The sequence below is a fragment of the Amycolatopsis sp. NPDC049868 genome, assembly GCF_044461365.1.
In the GTDB taxonomy this organism is placed as follows: Bacteria; Actinomycetota; Actinomycetes; order Mycobacteriales; family Pseudonocardiaceae; genus Amycolatopsis.
Map to the genome: position 1 here is coordinate 1 of NZ_JBITKV010000016.1, position 17,378 is coordinate 17,378.

Below are 17,378 nucleotides of genomic sequence, written 5' to 3' on the forward strand. Positions count from 1 at the left end.
CTCTACTGGCTTAGTTCACTAGCACACTGTTGAGTTCTCAAGCAACACACCCCGAATCGCACCGTGGCTACACGGCCTTATCCGAAGCAGTCATTTCTTGGCTTTGTCCGGAGCACACCCTAGCACCTGCTCGAAACTGCCGTTTCAGCGGGGGTAGAGTTACCTCTCCGGTTCGGGACCACCCACTCTACCACCATCCGGTGGGAGCTTGGTTCGTGTTCCCGGCGGCCGCTCGGTTTCCCTGGCGACGAAGAGAACATTACACGGCCCGAAACCGGCGTTTACAGGGGGGTCCCTTTTTTCGCGCCGGCGCTCTGACCTGCGTCGATCTGGCTCTCGCCCGGCACCGGCTCGCCGTGGGTCGCGACGACCGTCAGCACGACGAGCGCGGCGGCGAGCCCCGCGGTGATGTGGATGGGCGCCGGCGTGAACGACGCGGCGAGCACGAGCACCGCGGTCACCGGGAAGCCGATCGCGATCGGACGGCATTCGTTGCTGGGTCCGATGTGCATGAGCCAGACGCTCAGGAGGTAGATCGCGACGGGCACGGTCGTCGCCATGGCGGCGGGCAGGGAGGCGACGTGCCCGGTGTGGGTGTCGTAGTCGACCGCCACTTCGAGGCCGGCGCCGAGCGCGGCGGCCGAGGCGAAGATCAGGTAGTGCCCATAACCCCAGCTCGCGACGGTGAACAGGTTCTTCGCCTTCTCCAGCCTGGCGTGGCCCGGCTGATCGAAGTACAGCCACCACAACGAGAAGACCAGCACGAGCCCGGCGGCGGCGAGCGAGATCAGGCTGCCGGTGTGCTTGCCCTCGTCCAGCCCCTCCTTGACCGCGGTGGTCGCGCCGAGGATGGATTCACCCAGCACGATGATCGTGAACAGGCCGTAGCGCTCGGCGATGTGGTGCGGGTGCCAGCCCGTCCAGCGCTTGCGTTCGGCGATCACCGGGACCGCGAGCTCCGCCACCAGGAGCAGGAAGAACGACGGCAGCGCCAGCGACTCCGGGAGACCGAGGCGGACGACCCACAGGATCTGAACGATCGTGATGCCGATGGCGTAGCGCAACGCGGCCGGACGGCATTCCGGATCGGTCCGCGCGGCGCGCAGCCACTGCACGACCATCGCGAGCCGCATCAGGACATAGCCGGCGACCACGATCTTGAAGTCGCCGTCGAAGGCGGACGAGACACCGGCGGCGACGGTCAGCCCTCCGGCGATCTGCACCAGCGTCACCAGCCGGTACGGGACGTCGTCGGTGTCGAACGACGACGCGAACCAGCTGAAATTCAGCCAGCCCCACCAGATCGCGAAGAACACCATCCCGAAGCTGAGCACCCCGTGCCCGATGTGGTTCTCGGCGATCGCGTGGTGCAGACCGGCGGCGGCCTGCGCGACGGCGACCACGAAACACAGGTCGAACAACAGCTCCAGCGGGGTCGCGACCCGGTGCCCTTCACCGGAGTCGCGCATCGTCATCGGCCGGTACCAGACCCGCAGCCGATTCCGCCGAACAGAACTCTCCGCCATCGGTGCTCCTCGCAATCTCGATCTGCGGAGATCTTCGCAGCCGGAAGCGGATGACACACTCGGAGAGACGCGCGGCGGGTGGGCCCGGGCCGGGTGCACCTCCCCAGGCGACCCCGCACGGGCCCACCCGCGCGAATGCCTCACCGCGACCAGGCTCGCCAGTGGTGTCGAACCGGCCGCCGCCGAACGGTCCCCCGCGGACGCCGACGGCTGTCCACCGGCTCGTGACCGTAGGTGTCCATTCCTGAGAACTCCGGACTCACCACGATCGCTTCCGCCGATCGATCCATCCCCGATCGATCGACAGAAATACCACTGTCGGTAGCCAAGTCACAGCGGTGAAGGCTCCGTTAGGTGTACCCGGTTGCTCTGAGTAGCACCAGAGGATGACTACCTCCGTCACTCGGATGGAGCATCCGATCTTGCCGAACGTAGTCGTCGGCACCTACGAAAGACTCAGCCGCGTTGACAATCGGCGGCGGCCCGCACGGCTTCCTCCCGCTCTGTGAGCGATCGCCGCGTCCTACGTGCACGAAGTTCGATCACGGCGAGTAAGAGCGCCGAGCTCGTCAACGCGGCGGCGCACAGCATCGCCGCGGTCAGCGCCGCCGGATAGCCGCCGGTCGCGCCGAGTACCGCGTGGAAGACCGAGGCCAGCACGACGGTGCCGATCGCGGTGCCGATCCGTTGCCCGGTCTGCAACGCTCCCCCGGCCACTCCGGCCATCGCCGTCGGGACGCGTTCCAACGTGAGCGTGGTGTTCGGCGAGATGACCATGCCACCGCCGACACCGGCGACGAGCAACGGCGGCGCGAACCACCAGCCCGCCGCGGCGCCCGGATCCTGCCCGGCGAGGATGGCGACCGTCACCATCCCGGCGATCACCATGACCAGCCCCGCGACGGTCAGCTTGCGACCCCACTTCGACACCAGCCGCCCCGCGATCGCCGCCGACACGGCCGAGCCGAGGGCGAAGGAGGTGACGGCAAGCCCGGATTGCAGTGGCGTGTAGCCGAGTCCTTGCTGGAAGAAGACGGCGAAGACCAGCCACATTCCGGTGAACCCGCTGAAGTACAGCGCGCCGACGGCGGCGCCCGAGGCATATCCCGGGGTGCCGGTGAACAGCCTGATGTCGAGCAGCGGCGGACGACCGCGCCGCACCATCGAGCGTTCCCAGCGCACGAACGCGAAGCCGAAGACCACCGCGACGACGAACAGCCACCACAGGCTGCCGAGCCCGCCCTGTTCGGATTCGATCAACGGCAGCAGGACACCGAGTACGGCGACACCCAGCAGCATGATGCCGACGAAGTCGATCTCACCCCGCAGGCTTCTCGGCGGGGCCTCGGCCTTCGGGAGCCATCTCAGTGCCAGTGCGAACGCCAGGATCCCGAGCGGCACGTTCACGTAGAAGACCCAGCGCCAGCCTTCCGGATCACCGAAGACGGCGAGGATCACGCCGCCGAGCACCGGCCCGACCGCGGTCGAGATCCCGACGGTGGCACCGAACATGCCGAACGCGCGGCCGCGTTCGGCGCCGCGGAACAGATCCTGGATCATCCCGCTGTTCTGCGGCGTCATCATGCCCGACGCGAAACCCTGCAGGAGCCGCGCGATGATCAGCGTCGTCTCGTTCGGCGCCGCGCCGGCGAACGCGCTGGTCAGCACGAACGCGGCGAGCGCGAACAGGAACATACGGCGGCGGCCGAGCGCGTCGCCGAGCCTGCCGCCGGACACCAGCACCAGCCCGAAGGCCAGCGCGTAGCCCGAAACCACCCACTGGATCCCGCCGCTCGACGCGCCGAGATCCTTCTGGATCGACGGCAGTGCCGTGTTGACGATGCTGACGTCGAGCAGGCCCATGAACCCGGCGGCGAGGGAGACGGCGAGCGCCTTCCAGCGCCGGGGGTCTGGTTCGTAGGCGTTCATCAGGTGCTGGCGGCGATCCCGGGGATGCCCTTGAGCTCACCGATCAGCATCGACGACACCTTGACCGGATAGTCGTAGAGCGCGAAGACCGTCTGGTTCTTGCCGACCAGTTTCAGGTGCACCGGGGTCTCGCCCTTGTGCGCCAGCAGGGTCTGCTTCAGTTCGCTGACCACCGACTGGTCGATCTTCTCCGCCGCGGCCAGCAGGACCAGCGGCAGGTCGTCGTCGCCGTTGCCGACCTCGGACAGGTCGAGCGGTACGAGGCCGCCACCGAAGATGGACATCTTGTCCTCGCGCCAGTTCACCCGGCCCTTGACCAGGACCGCGTTGTCCTCGATGAGGTCGGCGGAGAACATCGCGTAGGACTTCGGGAAGTACAGCACCTCGAGCGAGGCGTCCATGTCCTCGATGGTGCAGATCGCCCAGGGCTCGCCCTTCTTGTTGACCCGGCGTTCCAGCGAGGTGATCAGCCCGGAGACGATCAGCTCGCCTTCCTTCGGCGGGTCGGCGAGGATCGCGGCGATCGGCCGCGGCGCGTGTTTGCGCAGGATGCGTTCGGCGCCGTCCAGCGGATGCGCCGAGACGTACAGGCCGAGCATCTCCCGCTCGTAGGCCAGGAGCTGCTTGCGCGGGTACTCCTCTTCGCCGAACTTCAGATGCGCGAGCGGTGAAGAGGACGCCGCGGCCTCCGCGTCGTCGTCCCCGCCGAACCCGAAGAGGTCGAACTGGCCCATCGCCTCCTGGCGCTTGAGCGGGACCACGGCTTCGACCGCGTCTTCGTGCACCTGGATCATCGAAAGCCGCGTGTTGCCGAGCGAGTCGAAGCCGCCCGCCTTGATCAGCGATTCGATGACCCGCTTGTTGCAGGCCACCAGCTCCGACTTGTCGAGGAAATCGGTGAAGGAGGAGTACTTCCCCTTCTCCTCGCGGGTCTTGATGATCGACTCGACGACGTTCGCGCCGACGTTGCGGACCGCACCCATGCCGAAGCGGATGTCCTCCCCGACGGCCGCGAACCTCAGCGCCGATTCGTTGACGTCCGGCGGGAGCACCTTGATCCCGAGGCGGCGGCACTCGGAGAGGTAGACCGCGGACTTGTCCTTGTTGTCACCCACCGAGGTGAGCAGGGCGGCCATGTACTCCGGCGTGAAGTTCGCCTTGAGGTACGCCGTCCAGTACGAGATCAGGCCGTACGCGGCCGCGTGGCTCTTGTTGAACGCGTAGCCGGCGAACGGGAGGATCGTGTCCCAGAGCGCCTTGATCGCCTCGGAGGAGAAGCCGCCGGGAACGAGCTCGCTCGACTTCATCCCCTCTTCGAAGCCGACGAACTCCTTCTCGAGGACTTCCGCCTTCTTCTTACCCATGGCGCGGCGGAGCACGTCCGCGCGGCCCATGGAGTAACCGGCCACCTTCTGGCCGATGTGCATGATCTGCTCCTGATAGACGATCAGGCCGTAGGTGTCGGCCAGGATCTCCTTCAGGGGCTCTTCGAGCTCGGGGTGGATCGGTTTGACCTTTTGCCGCGCGTTCTTGCGGTCGGCGTAGTCGTTGTGCGCGTTCATGCCCATCGGGCCGGGGCGGTACAGCGCGCCCACCGCCACGATGTCGTCGAACACCGTCGGCTGCATCCGGCGAAGCAGGTCACGCATCGGCCCGCCGTCCAGCTGGAACACGCCGAGCGTGTCACCGCGGGAGAGCAGCTTGTACGTCTCCGGGTCTTCGACGCCGAGGGTGTCGAGGTCGATGTCGATCCCGCGGTTGGTCTTGATGTTGTCGATCGCGTCACCGATGACGGTGAGGTTCCGCAGGCCGAGGAAGTCCATCTTCAGCAGGCCGATGGCCTCGCACGACGGATAGTCCCAGCCGGTGATGATCGAACCGTCGTCACGCTGCCACAGCGGGATGGCGTCGGTCAGCGGGTCGCACGACATGATGACCGCGCAGGCGTGGACGCCGGCGTTGCGGATCAGGCCTTCGAGACCACGGGCGGTCTCGAAGATCGTCTTGCACTCTTCGTCGGTCTCGACGAGGGCGCGGACCTCGGCCGCTTCGCCGTAGCGCTCGTGCTTCGAGTCGACGATGCCCGAGAGCGGGATGTCCTTCGCCATGATCGGCGGCGGGAGCGCCTTCGAGATCCGGTCCGCGATCGCGTACCCCGGCTGACCGAAGTGGACACGGGCGGAGTCCTTGATGGCCGCCTTGGTCTTAATGGTGCCGAACGTGATGACCTGCGCGACCTTGTCGACGCCGTACTTCTCGGTGGCGTAGCGGATCATCTCGCCGCGACGGCGGTCGTCGAAGTCGATGTCGATATCGGGCATCGAGACGCGCTCGGGGTTCAGGAACCGCTCGAACAGCAGCTTCTGCGGGATCGGGTCCAGGTTAGTGATACCGAGGACGTACGCGACCAGCGAGCCGGCGGCGGAACCACGGCCGGGGCCGACGCGGATGCCGACCTTGCGGGCGTAGTTGATGAGGTCGGCGACGATGAGGAAGTAGGCGGGGAAGCCCTTCCCGATGATGACGTCGAGCTCGATCTCGATGCGCTCGTTGTAGTACGGGTCCGGCACGCCGTCCGGGTACCGCCACTTGAGGCCGCGCGCGACCTCTTCCCGCAGCCAGGTGCCCTGGTCGTAGCCGTCGGGGACCTCGAAGAACGGCAGCCGGTCCTTGTGCGTGTACACGTCCTTGTAGGACTCGACGCGCTCGGCGATCAGCAGCGTCGAGTCGGCGGCGCCGGGTACCTCTTTGTCCCAGTACTCCCGCATGTCGGCGGCCGACTTCAGGTAGTAGCCGTCACCGTCGAACTTGAACCGGTTCGGGTCGTTCAGCGTCTTGCCCGCCTGCACGCACAGCAGCGCGGAGTGGGTGTCGGCCTGGTCCTTGGTGACGTAGTGCGAGTCGTTGGTGGCCAGCGGCTTGAGGTCGAGCAGCTTTCCGACCTCGAGCAGCCCCTCACGGACCGACCGCTCGATCGGCAGCCCGTGGTCCATCAGCTCGAGGAAGAAGTTGTCGGCGCCGAAGATGTCCTTGTAGTCCGACGCCGCCTGGATCGCCTCGGTGCGCTGCCCCAGCCGGAGCCGCGTCTGCACCTCGCCCGAGGGGCAGCCGGTGGTCGCGATGATGCCGTGGTGGTTCTCCGCGATCAGCTCGCGGTCCATCCGGGGCTTGCGGTAGTAGCCCTGCATGCTCGCCAGGGAGGAGAGCTTGAACAGGTTGCGCAGACCGGTGGAGTTCTCGGCGAGCATCGTCATATGGGTGTAGGCACCACCACCGGAGACGTCACCGCCCTCACCGAACTCGTCGGCGCCACGCTGGTTCGACTGCCCCCAGAAGACCGGCTTCTTGTGGAACCGGCTCTCCGGCGCGATGTAGGCCTCGATGCCGATGATCGGCTTGAGGTCGTGTTTGACCGCCTGCTGGTAGAACTCGTCCGCGCCGTACATGTTGCCGTGGTCGGTCATGCCGACCGCGGGCATGCCCAGGCGCGCCGCCTCCTTGAACAAGGGGGCGATCTTCGCCGCACCGTCGAGCATCGAGTACTCGGTGTGCACATGCAGGTGGACGAAGGAATCGTTCGACACCAGCGAAAACCTCCCCTAGGCAGACGGATCCCTGGCTGCTTGACGCGGGCCGGTCCTCCCACCTTATGCGCCGATGGATCTCGGCGCCCGGGCGGGCCAGCACCCCGGCGAAGGCCAGTCTGTACCTCCGACCGGCCGCCGCCAAGCACCGACTCGGCGCGGTTCGCGATGACCTCGGTTACCCCCCGAACGGGGTGCCAGGTCAGTTCAGCCGGGCCAGCCGCTCGTTGACCACCTCCCTGTCGAACCACTCCGGATCGAAGCCGTGGCCGCCGAACTCTTCGATCAGTTCCTCGTTGTCTTCGTCGTCCGGTTCGCGCAGGGCGTCCAGCAACGTCTCGTAGCTGCTCATGTCGTCACATTCAGGCGGAGGCGCGGCGCGTTCGCCGCCGAGGCAGCTCGGTGCCTCGGGGAGACCGACCAGCCGCTCGACGCGGATCCAGTGCCTCCAGCTCTCCGCCTCGTAGACGAGCCGGTGGCCTGGCGAGGTGACAACCTGGCCGAGTGTCACTTCGTCGTCGAAACGATCGCCATCACAGCTCTGCGCGTCGACGCTGAAGCCTCCGTACGGGGTCTCGAACCGGTGATACTCCCGTTCGTCACGGTCGAACGCGGCCGCGAGGATCCGGTGCAGTCCGGCGAGGGTGACGTCGGAGCGGACTTCGACCCTTCGCCAGATCGCGTCTTCCGGCTCGGCCAGGGCGACCGCCAGCCACAGCCCCATGGCCGGCACGGGCGAGGGCAGGACGAGCGGCAGCGGATCGGCCGACGGTATGCGCGGCAGCGGATCGTAGTCGGGAAGGCCGAGCCACCGGCGCAGCTGGGCCGCCCGCTCGGGCAGATCGGGCCTCGGATCTCTCCCCACCTTCAAGAGGTCGGGGATCCTCTCCCGAATCCAGGCGACGCTGTCCGCTTTGACGTTCAGCGCCGCTTCGACCTGGCTTCGGAACTCCTCGGGGCTCAGCGGTGCCTCGACCACCTCGAAGCCGTTGCGGAGCACCGCCTGAGCGTCCTCGGGGAGGGGATGGAGCTCGATCACGTCGACCTCGCGACCGTTCACCACCACCTCGACACCCACCGAGCGTTTGCCGGCGGTCAGCGTGGCGGCCAGGACCACCAGGTCCTGATCCACCTGGCCTTGGACGACGCAGCCGGAAAGCTCGACCGGCCCGTGGAGCAGCTTCGGCCAGCGCTCCACCCTGGACACGTCCAAGAGCGGACGCGCCGGGCGGGAGCGCTGGTGCTTCGGTCGTTCGGCGGGCTTGCGGCCGCGGCTGACGGGGGACACGGGATCAGTATCGCCAGCGGTACCGACAGTTTCGGCGTCGTGAGCAGCGCTGATCGGAAAATGCTTGCCGACCTGGGCGCGGATGTGCAAACTGACCAGCCGCCAAGATCAACCGAACGCCCGGAGAGTTGATGATCGACCTGCAGGCCATGAACGAGCGCGTGATCGCGGAGTTCCGCGCGAACGGCCGCCACGGCGACGGTCTCCCGACCTTGCTGCTCACCACCACCGGTGCCCGCACCGGGCGTCGGCACGTGACGCCGATGCTGTTCCTGGCCGATGACGACCGCTACATCGTCTTCGCCGCCAACGGGGGCGCGCCCGGGCATCCGGACTGGTATCGCAACCTGGTCGCGGAGCCGTCCGTCGACGTCGAGGCGGATGGAGAGGCCTTCACCGCTCACGCGATCGAGGTCACCGGAGCGGCTCGGGACCGGCTATTCGCAAAGCAGGCGAAGGCGTTCCCAAGGCTGGCCGAGCATCAGTCGAAGACCACGCGGCCGTTCCCGGTGATCGCGCTCAGCCGCGTATGACGTGCAGTGGGTCGTGAGTGGCGTGCCATCGCTGCCCTTGCTCGCTTTCGAGTACATGAAGGCCCCCTTCCTTGCGCTAGACGCAGTGAAGGGGGCCTTCACGTACTTGGGGAAGGTGTGAAGGTCGAGTTTCCTCGGCTGAGCCGAGGGAAGGGGCCTTCACGCGCATCTGCTGTGGCTGCTGGGGCAGGTGGTGTTGCAGAGCCGCGGGTGGCGATCGCGTAGTCCGTGAAGGCCTCCTTGCCTACCTTCAGGGTAGGCAAGGAGGCCTTCACGGACCTGCGGCCAACGGCCACTCACGACCAACGTGACCCATGTGACACTGGCCACCTCCGCGCGGGAATCCGATGTCACCACGGAACTCCGCGTCTACGAAGGTGCCCAGCACGGATTCCAATTCTCGGGCGACTACCCCATCGACACGGACCTCGCGGGGTGGATCGAAGCGCTCGGCTGATCTCTTGACAAAGCGTTGGACCGACCGCACGATCTCGTCTCATGAACCTGTCTGACAGCCAGACAGCCGGACACGGTAGTCCACGGCGCATCAGCGCGATGGAGGCCGTTCTGGCCCATCTCCGTGGCGCCATCGAGCGCGGCGAGTACCCCGTCGGCCAGAAACTGCCGTCGGAATCCGCGCTCGGCAAGGAGTTCGAGGTCAGCCGCTCCGTCGTCCGCGAAGCCTTGCGGGGGCTGCAGGCACTCGGCCTCACCGTGTCCAAAACGGGCAAAGGGACCTTTGTGACCGCCACCGGGCCGGTCGAGAACCCCACCTTCGGGACCTACTCGGCCCGTGACCTGTTCGAGGTCCGGCGGCACGTGGAGATCCCCGTCGCCGGGTACGCGGCCGTCCGCCGCAGCACCGACGACCTGGACCTGCTCGGTCACCTCGTCGAGCGCATGGATCTCGAAACCGACAACACCGCGTGGGTGGCGCTGGACTCGCTGTTCCACATCACCATCGCGCAGGCCTCGGGCAATCCGGTGTTCGGCAAGGTCATCGAAGAGATCCGCGACGCGCTGGCCCGCCAGTCGTCCTTTCTCAACCAATTGGGGGACCGTCGGACCCGCTCGAACACCGAGCACCGTGAGATCGTCACCGCCATCGCCTCCGGTTCCGAAGCGGACGCCATCGCGGCGATGACCTCCCATCTCGAGCACGTCGAGAACGCGCTGACCACCATCGTGCGGCCAGGCCACACGACGCACCAGAACAAGGACGACTGACACCGTGACCGAACAGACCCTCAGCGCGGACGGCAAAGCCGCGCCGGTGCCGGCCGACGCCGGTGACGCCGGCTACGACAAGGCGCTGAAACCCCGCCACGTCAACATGATCGCGATCGGCGGCGCCATCGGCACCGGCCTGTTCCTCGGCGCGGGCGGACGGCTCGCGCAGGCGGGCCCGGCACTCGCGATCGTGTACGCGGTCTGCGGACTTTTCGCGTTCTTCGTGGTGCGCTCACTCGGCGAACTCATCCTGTATCGCCCCTCCTCCGGCGCCTTCGTCTCCTACGCCCGGGAATTCATGGGTGAGAAGGGCGCTTTCGTCGCGGGCTGGATGCACTTCCTGAACTGGTCGACGACCGGTATCGCGGATATCACCGCGATCGCGCTGTACGCGCATTTCTGGTCGTTCTTCACCCCGATCCCGCAATGGGTGCTGGCGCTCGTCGCGCTCGCGGTGGTGCTGGCGCTGAACATGGTTTCGGTGAAACTGTTCGGCGAGATGGAGTTCTGGTTCGCCATCATCAAGGTCGCCGCGCTGGTGACGTTCATGGGGATCGGGATCTTCCTGCTGGTCACCCAGCAGCCGATCGACGGCAACACGCCGGGCTTCTCGCTGATCTCCGACCACGGCGGGATCTTCCCGGCCGGCGTGCTGCCGATGGTGCTGATCGTCCAGGGTGTCGTGTTCGCCTACGCCTCGGTCGAACTGGTCGGCGTCGCCGCCGGTGAGACGGAGAACCCGCGCAAGATCATGCCGAAGGCGATCAACTCGATCATGTGGCGGATCGGGATCTTCTACGTCGGCTCGGTGATCCTGCTGGCGATGCTGATGCCGTGGGACGCCTACTCGAAGCAGGAAAGCCCGTTCGTCACCGTGCTCTCGCATATCGGTGTGCCGCAGGCGGGCAACGTGATGAACCTGGTGGTGCTGACCGCGGCGCTGTCCAGCCTGAACTCGGGCCTCTACTCCACCGGCCGCATCCTGCGGTCGATGTCGCTGGCCGGTTCCGCGCCGAAGTTCACCGGCGTGATGAACAAGAACCACGTGCCCTACGGCGGGATCCTGCTCACCTCGGCGGTTTGCGTGGTCGGTGTCGGCCTGAACGCGGTCGTGCCGAGCCAGGCCTTCGAGATCGTGCTGAACTTCGCCGCCATCGGCATCCTCGGCACCTGGGCGATCATCGTGCTTGCGCATCTGCTGTTCGTCCGCAAGGCCAAGCGCGGCGAGGTCGAGCGCCCGTCGTACCGCCTGCCGTTCTCGCCCTACACCGAGATCGCGACGCTGATCTTCCTCGCCGCGGTCGTGGTGCTGATGGGCTTCGACGAGACCGGCCGGATCACCCTGTACTGCCTGCCGATCATCGGGCTCGCGCTGGTGGGAGGCTGGTTCGGGGTCCGCAAGCGGATCAACATGGGCGTCTTCGAAAAGACGAAGCTGTGATCCCCGAGCTCCGCGTACCCGCGCACGAACCGCTGGTGCATCTCCTCCGCGACGGCATGGTCGAAGGGGTGCACCACGGTTCGGCCGTGGTGCTCGCGCCCGACGGCCGCGTGCTGTTCTCCGCGGGCGACATCGAGGCGGCGTTCTATCCGCGTTCGGCGGCGAAACCCTTGCAGGCCACGGCGATGGCGCGACTCGGGGTCGAGCTGAGCGCCGCCGGGTTCGCCGTCGGCGCGGCCAGCCACTCCGGCGAAGAGATCCATCTCGCCGAGGTGCTCAGAACCCTCGACGGCGCCGGGCTCACCGCGGAAGACCTCCGGACGCCGGAAGACCTGCCGTTCGACCCGGTCGAACGCGACGCTTGGGTCGCTTCGGGACGGAGCGCCTCCCGGCTGGCGCACAACTGTTCCGGCAAGCACGCGGCGATGCTCGCGACCTGCCGTCGGCACGGGTGGTCCACAAAGGACTATCTGGACCCCGCGCATCCGCTGCAGCGCGCGATCGCGGAGTGCGTCGAGGAGCTGACCGGGCAGCGGATCCCGAAGGTCGCCGTCGACGGTTGCGGCGCTCCCCTGTTCGCGGTCTCGCTGCGCGGTCTCGCCCGCGCGGTCGGCAAGATCGCCGCGGCGGCGCCGGGAACACCGGAAGGCCTTGTCGCCGGAGGGATCCGGAAGCATCCGGAACTGGTCGCCGGTACGCGTCGCGACGTCACCGCGCTCATGCACGCGGTCCCCGGCCTGATCGCCAAGGACGGTTTCGAAGCCGTCCAGGTCGCCGCCCTCCCGGACGGGACGGCGATCGCGATCAAGATCGCCGACGGCGGCGACCGCGCGCGGCGACCGGTGCTCGCCGCCGCGCTCGCGATGTGCGGGGTAGACCGGAACGTGCTGGAACCCACCCCCGGCCTGCGCGTGACCGGCGCGCTGGCCGAACTCGACCTCGCCGCCTGAGGAGTCTTCGATGCATCGCGTGGAACACGACCTGCTGGGGGACAAGGAAGTCCCTGCCGACGCTTACTGGGGTGTGCACACCGCCCGTGCCAGGGAGAACTTCCCCATCACCGGCACCGCGATCTCCGCGTACCCGCACCTGATCGCGGCGCTCGCCTCGGTCAAGGAGGCCGCCGCCCACGCCAACGCCGACCTCGGCCTGCTGGAACCGGACGTCGCCGACGCGATCCGCCGGGCGTGCCGCGAGATCCGGGAAGGCGCGCTGCACGAGCAGTTCGTCGTCGACGTCATCCAGGGCGGCGCGGGCACCTCGACGAACATGAACGCCAACGAGGTGATCGCGAACCGCGCGCTCGAACTGCTCGGGCACGAGAAGGGCGATTACGCCCGCGTGCACCCGAACGAGCACGTGAACCTCGGGCAGTCGACCAACGACGCGTACCCGACCGCGGTCAACGTCGCGACGATCATCGCCGTACGCGAACTGGCCGAGGCGATGATCGTGCTGGAGCAGGCTTTCGCGGCCAAGGCCGTCGAGTTCCGCGATCTGCTGAAGATGGGCCGCACGCAGTTGCAGGACGCCGTCCCGATGACGCTGGGGCAGGAATTCGGCACCTACGCGGTCATGCTCGGCGAGGACCGGCTGCGGCTCACCGAGGCGGTGACGCTGCTGCACGAGATCAACCTCGGCGCGACCGCGATCGGCACCGGGCTCAACGCCGCGCCCGGATACGCCGAAGCCGCCGTCGCGCACCTGCGCGAGATCACCGGCCTGCCCGTCGTGTCCGCCGCGGACCTCGTCGAGGCGACACAGGACTGCGGCGCGTTCGTGCACCTTTCGGGAGTGCTCAAGCGGATCGCGGTGAAACTTTCGAAGAGCTGCAACGATCTGCGGCTGCTCTCGTCGGGGCCCCGGGCGGGGCTCAACGAGATCAACCTGCCGCCGGTGCAGGCGGGGTCGTCGATCATGCCCGGCAAGATCAACCCGGTCATCCCCGAGGTGGTCAACCAGGTCGCGTTCGAGGTCATCGGCAACGACGTCGCCGTCACGATGGCGGCCGAGGCCGGGCAGCTGCAGCTCAACGCGTTCGAGCCGCTGATCCTGCACTCGCTTTCGGAGAGCATCACGCATCTGCGGTCGGCCTGCCTGGTGCTCGCGGAGCGATGCGTCGCCGGGATCACCGCGAACGCCGACGTGATGCGGGGCTACGTCGAGAACTCCATCGGGCTGGTGACCGCGTTGAACCCGAGCATCGGGTACGCGGCGGCGACCGAGATCGCCAAGGAGGCGCTCGAAACCAGGCGCGGGGTGGCGGAACTCGTCGTCGAGAAGGGCCTTCTGCCCGCCGAGGAGCTGGCGAAACTGCTGAAGCCGGAGACACTCGCCCGGCTTTCCTGAGACTCGCGGGGCGGTACCGGGCGGTCCGCCCCGCGTCTGTTTCTCGTGGGTGGCGGGTTGCGAAAGCGGCGATGTCCTGAAGGCCACCCTTGAGACATCCAACGTCCCGAAGGTGGCCTTCAGGGCACGCTGGTCGTGAGTGGCGATTCGGGTTAGAGCCAACCCTGTCTTAGGTATCTATTGCTGATGCACGGGTGACGATGTCGCGTGACTGGATGACCGACACGCGTGATCAGACGGACGACACACGTGTCGTCCATCCAGTCACGCGTGTCGTCCACCTGATCACACGCGCCGTCCCCTGAGACACGCCTAACCGGCGAAGCGATACAGGTCCTCGTGAGTGGCGATTCGGGTCAGAACACGAATCGCCTGTTACGAGACCCACCACCCTCTCGACCTGGAGTACGGTCGCAAGCGGAAGGTGATCCTCCGCGTGAAAGGCGGCCAGCGTGCTCGACCGACTCATCGACCGGTACCTCGGCCTCCCACCCGCCGAGGGCCCCGCCCCCTCGGTGACCAAGGCGATCCCCGTCCCGATGCCCGACGGCGCCCGTCTGCTGGCGGATCGCTACGCCGTTCCGGGCGGCGAACCCCGGCCGGTCGTGCTGATCCGCACGCCGTACGGCCGCAAAGGCGTGATGGGCAAGGTCTTCGGCGAGACGTTCGCGCGGCACGGGCTGCAGGTGGTCCTCCAGAGCACTCGCGGGACGTTCGGCTCAAGCGGCGAGTTCCGGCCGTTCCACCTGGAGAAGGAGGACGGCCTCGCCACCGTCGCCTGGCTGCGCGAGCAGCCGTGGTGCGACGGCCGGGTCGCGATGGCGGGCGCGAGCTACCTCGGCCACACGCAATGGGCCGTCGCGCCGTACCTCGACGAGCCGCTCGAAGCGCTTTGTCTCGGTGTCACCGCCTCGGAATTCGTCTCGACCTTCTATCCCGGCGGGATCCTCGCGGTCGACAACATGGTGTCGTGGTCGGCGCTGATCGGCAGGCAGGAAGGCCGGTTCGCCGGTCTGCCGAATCCCTGGCAGACGAAGAAGACCCGCAGGGCCATGGCACATCTGCCGGTTTCCGGCGCGGACGTCGCGGCCATCGGCAAGCAGGTGCGGTTCCTGCAGGACGTCTCCCGGCACGCCGAACCCGGCGACGATTTCTGGGCGCCGTCGGATCACAGCGCCGAGGTCGCCGCCCTGAGGACACCGGTGAGCATGGTGACCGGCTGGTACGACCTGTTCATCTCCGCCCAGCTGCGTGATTTCAAGGAGCTCGCCGCGGCCGGGCGCGAACCGCGGATCACCATCGGGCCGTGGGCGCACGGCGAGCCCGCCAGCCTGAAAACCCTGATCACCGACCAGATCGGCTTCCTCTCCGCGTACCTCCTCGGCGATCGCGCGCCGCTGAGGCAGTCGCCCGTGCGCCTGTACCTCCAGGGCTCCGGACGCTGGCTGGACTTCGAAAGCTGGCCGCCGAAGTCCGACGCCACTCCGTACTTCCTGCGCCCTGGCGGGCTTTCCGTCGCCGAACCCGTCGAGTCGAAGCCGGGCACGTTCACCTTCGATCCGGCCGATCCGACGCCGACCGTCGGCGGCCCGCTGCTGTCGGGCGTACAGAAACAACAGGACAACAAGGAGATCGAGGTGCGGCGGGACGTGCTGCTCTTCACCGGTGACGTGCTCGAGCGCGATCTCGACGTCATCGGCGAGATCTCCGCGCTGGTGCATGTCCGGACCGACCTCGGGCACGGTGACGTCTTCGTCCGGCTGTGCGATGTGGACCGTCGCGGCGTTTCCCGCAATGTCACCGACGGCATCCTCCGCTTGCGTCCCGGCGGTTCCGGATCCGATGTGGACGGTGTGGTCGCGGCCGAAGTCCTGCTCGATCCGACGGCCTACCGGTTCCGGCGCGGCCACCGGTTACGAGTGCAGGTCGCGGGCGGAGCGTTTCCGCGCTTCGCCCGCAACCACGGCACCGACGAGCCGGTTTTCAGTGCGGTGGACGGGAAACCCGCGCGGTTCGAGATCTTCCACGACCCCGCGCATCCGTCCCGGATCACGCTGCCGGTGTTCGCGGGGTAGGCCGGCGCCCTCAGGCCGGGACCACCCGCTGGTGCGTGGTCAGCCTGCCGTCGTCGTGCAGCACGTGGAACAGCAGCGACGGCGGCAGGTCGTAGTCGACCGGGCCGCCTTCACTCCAGTGCCGGAGACCGTTCTCCTCCCACGGGAACAGGATGCTCGACCCGACCGAGGGCGCCGCCCGCAGCGGCACCCCCGCGAACGTCGTCGACGCCGCGGTGTGGACGTGCCCGCAGAGCAGGGCGGCCACGCGCGGGTGTCGGGCGAGCACCTCGGCCAGCTTGTCCTCGCCGTACTGGCGCATCGCGTCCACCAGCGGCAGGCCGAGCGCGACCGGCGGGTGATGGAAGGCGATGAAAGCGGGGCCGTCTCCGTCGGCGAGCACACTGTCCAGCCACGCCATGGTCTCGTCGTCGAACTGCCCGTCCGGCTTGCCCGGGATACTCGAATCGGCCATGACGAACGTGACGTCGCCGACGGTGTGCGCCACGTTGACGGGGGATTCGTCCGGCGTCTGGCCGAGCAGCCCTTCACGGAACGGCCCGCGTTTGTCGTGGTTGCCGGGGCAGGTGAACAGCGGCGTATCCGTCTTGAAGAGCTCGGCCGCGCGCCGGTACTCCTCGACGGTGCCGTTGTCGGCGATGTCACCGGTCACGAGGATCGCGTCGACCGGTTCCGCCAGGCTCTCCAGGTACCGCATGACCCGCGCTGTCCGTTCATCGGCGCGGTCCCCGCCGTCGAGATGGTTGTCGCTCAAATGTGCCGTCACGAACATCGTGTCACCCCATGTCTTCCAGATATGCCAACGTCTTCACCCAGTTCCGCCCGAGCAGCCCGACCGCCGCCTCAAGGTCGCCGGCACGGATCGCCTCGGCGATCCGGTGGTGCTCATCGATACTCTCCCTCGATCGCTCGACGCCACCGAAATAGCGTGCGTCATAGCGTTTCAGCAGTGGCTTCGTCTGCTCCAGCAGGCGCAGCAGATGCGGATTCGTGCAGCGCGAGACGAGCAGCGCGTGCCAACGATCATCCAAAGTGGACAGATCACCCTGCCGTCCGAGTTCCTCGGTCATCTCGTCGGCGATCCGGTCCAGGCCGCCGGTGAGCCCGGCGAGGTCCTGCGGCGAGCTCCAGCGCAACGCGAGCGATTCCAGCTCCGCGACGAGCGGGTACAGCTGCCGGGCCTCGTCCGGATCGAACGGCGGCACGAGGAAGCCCCGGTTCGGTGCCGAGACGAGCAACCCCCGATCGGCCAGCCCGATCAGCGCTTCGCGCAACGGGGTGCGGCTGACGCCCAGCTCGCGGGCGAGGTGCACCTCGTTGATGCGGCTGTCCGCGGCGATCCGGCCGTCGAGCACGCGAGCGGTGATCTCCTCCGCGAGGTCGCGGCGGAGCAGGTTCCTCGTCATCGGTGCAGTATTGCATG

At 67.6% G+C, this 17,378-nt stretch carries 13 protein-coding genes; 7 read left to right on the forward strand and 6 right to left on the reverse strand.

Translation table 11 applies throughout. The features are described 5' to 3' along the window. Window positions 1-281: 281 nt before the first annotated feature. The 4 genes from ACIBTM_RS40180 to ACIBTM_RS40195 all read right to left on the reverse strand — a co-directional run bounded on the left by ACIBTM_RS40180 (window position 282) and on the right by ACIBTM_RS40195 (window position 8,327). On the reverse strand, window positions 282-1,526 hold the full coding sequence (locus ACIBTM_RS40180; RefSeq protein ID WP_395882382.1) for a low temperature requirement protein A: 1,245 nt from the start codon (window positions 1,524-1,526) through the stop codon (window positions 282-284). A 456-nt stretch (window positions 1,527-1,982) separates the two neighbouring features. Beyond that, window positions 1,983-3,455, reverse strand: coding sequence for an MFS transporter (locus ACIBTM_RS40185; RefSeq protein WP_395882383.1), 1,473 nt, complete (start codon window positions 3,453-3,455; stop codon window positions 1,983-1,985). Continuing rightward, on the reverse strand, window positions 3,455-7,039 hold the full coding sequence (gene dnaE, locus ACIBTM_RS40190; RefSeq protein ID WP_395882384.1) for a DNA polymerase III subunit alpha: 3,585 nt from the start codon (window positions 7,037-7,039) through the stop codon (window positions 3,455-3,457). The genes ACIBTM_RS40185 and dnaE overlap by 1 nt, the downstream gene beginning before the upstream one ends. Window positions 7,040-7,241: 202 nt before the next feature. Beyond that, the gene (locus tag ACIBTM_RS40195; protein WP_395882385.1) at window positions 7,242-8,327 is read right to left on the reverse strand and encodes a plasmid pRiA4b ORF-3 family protein; all 1,086 of its coding nucleotides are present in this window, start codon (window positions 8,325-8,327) and stop codon (window positions 7,242-7,244) included. Window positions 8,328-8,458: 131 nt separating this feature from the next. On the opposite strand from ACIBTM_RS40195, the gene ACIBTM_RS40200 reads away from it, so the two are divergent. The 7 genes from ACIBTM_RS40200 to ACIBTM_RS40230 all read left to right on the forward strand — a co-directional run bounded on the left by ACIBTM_RS40200 (window position 8,459) and on the right by ACIBTM_RS40230 (window position 15,955). Beyond that, a complete protein-coding gene (locus ACIBTM_RS40200) occupies window positions 8,459-8,860 on the forward strand; it encodes a nitroreductase/quinone reductase family protein (RefSeq protein ID WP_240594125.1) in 402 nt (133 codons plus the stop codon). A 316-nt stretch (window positions 8,861-9,176) separates the two neighbouring features. Continuing rightward, window positions 9,177-9,317, forward strand: coding sequence for a hypothetical protein (locus ACIBTM_RS40205; RefSeq protein ID WP_395882386.1), 141 nt, complete (start codon window positions 9,177-9,179; stop codon window positions 9,315-9,317). A gap of 98 nt (window positions 9,318-9,415) precedes the next feature. Next, a complete protein-coding gene (locus ACIBTM_RS40210) occupies window positions 9,416-10,087 on the forward strand; it encodes a FadR/GntR family transcriptional regulator (protein ID WP_395882539.1) in 672 nt (223 codons plus the stop codon). Window positions 10,088-10,091: 4 nt separating this feature from the next. Beyond that, window positions 10,092-11,531 carry an amino acid permease gene (locus ACIBTM_RS40215; protein ID WP_395882387.1) on the forward strand — a complete coding sequence of 480 codons (1,440 nt, stop codon included), beginning with the start codon at window positions 10,092-10,094 and terminating at the stop codon, window positions 11,529-11,531. Next, a complete protein-coding gene (locus ACIBTM_RS40220) occupies window positions 11,528-12,481 on the forward strand; it encodes an asparaginase (RefSeq protein ID WP_395882388.1) in 954 nt (317 codons plus the stop codon). Before ACIBTM_RS40215 ends, ACIBTM_RS40220 begins: the two co-directional genes overlap by 4 nt. A gap of 10 nt (window positions 12,482-12,491) precedes the next feature. After that, window positions 12,492-13,880, forward strand: coding sequence for an aspartate ammonia-lyase (gene aspA, locus ACIBTM_RS40225; protein ID WP_395882389.1), 1,389 nt, complete (start codon window positions 12,492-12,494; stop codon window positions 13,878-13,880). Window positions 13,881-14,332: 452 nt separating this feature from the next. Further along, window positions 14,333-15,955: a CocE/NonD family hydrolase gene (locus tag ACIBTM_RS40230; RefSeq protein ID WP_395882390.1), complete on the forward strand. Its 1,623-nt coding sequence runs from the start codon at window positions 14,333-14,335 to the stop codon at window positions 15,953-15,955. A 10-nt stretch (window positions 15,956-15,965) separates the two neighbouring features. Here ACIBTM_RS40230 and ACIBTM_RS40235 read toward each other — a convergent pair whose 3' ends face one another. Both ACIBTM_RS40235 and ACIBTM_RS40240 read right to left on the reverse strand, forming a co-directional pair. After that, on the reverse strand, window positions 15,966-16,727 hold the full coding sequence (locus ACIBTM_RS40235; RefSeq protein ID WP_395882391.1) for a metallophosphoesterase: 762 nt from the start codon (window positions 16,725-16,727) through the stop codon (window positions 15,966-15,968). A gap of 4 nt (window positions 16,728-16,731) precedes the next feature. Beyond that, a complete protein-coding gene (locus ACIBTM_RS40240) occupies window positions 16,732-17,361 on the reverse strand; it encodes a GntR family transcriptional regulator (protein WP_395882392.1) in 630 nt (209 codons plus the stop codon). Window positions 17,362-17,378: the final 17 nt, after the last annotated feature.

Coding starts and splice junctions, on each gene's coding strand:
- ACIBTM_RS40180 (WP_395882382.1), bottom strand. CDS start 1,526: ATGGCGGAGAGTTCTGTTCGGCGGAATCGGCTGCGGGTCTGGTACCGG.
- ACIBTM_RS40185 (WP_395882383.1), bottom strand. CDS start 3,455: ATGAACGCCTACGAACCAGACCCCCGGCGCTGGAAGGCGCTCGCCGTC.
- ACIBTM_RS40200 (WP_240594125.1), top strand. CDS start 8,459: ATGATCGACCTGCAGGCCATGAACGAGCGCGTGATCGCGGAGTTCCGC.
- ACIBTM_RS40210 (WP_395882539.1), top strand. CDS start 9,416: ATGGAGGCCGTTCTGGCCCATCTCCGTGGCGCCATCGAGCGCGGCGAG.
- aspA (WP_395882389.1), top strand. CDS start 12,492: ATGCATCGCGTGGAACACGACCTGCTGGGGGACAAGGAAGTCCCTGCC.
- ACIBTM_RS40235 (WP_395882391.1), bottom strand. CDS start 16,727: ATGTTCGTGACGGCACATTTGAGCGACAACCATCTCGACGGCGGGGAC.
- ACIBTM_RS40240 (WP_395882392.1), bottom strand. CDS start 17,361: ATGACGAGGAACCTGCTCCGCCGCGACCTCGCGGAGGAGATCACCGCT.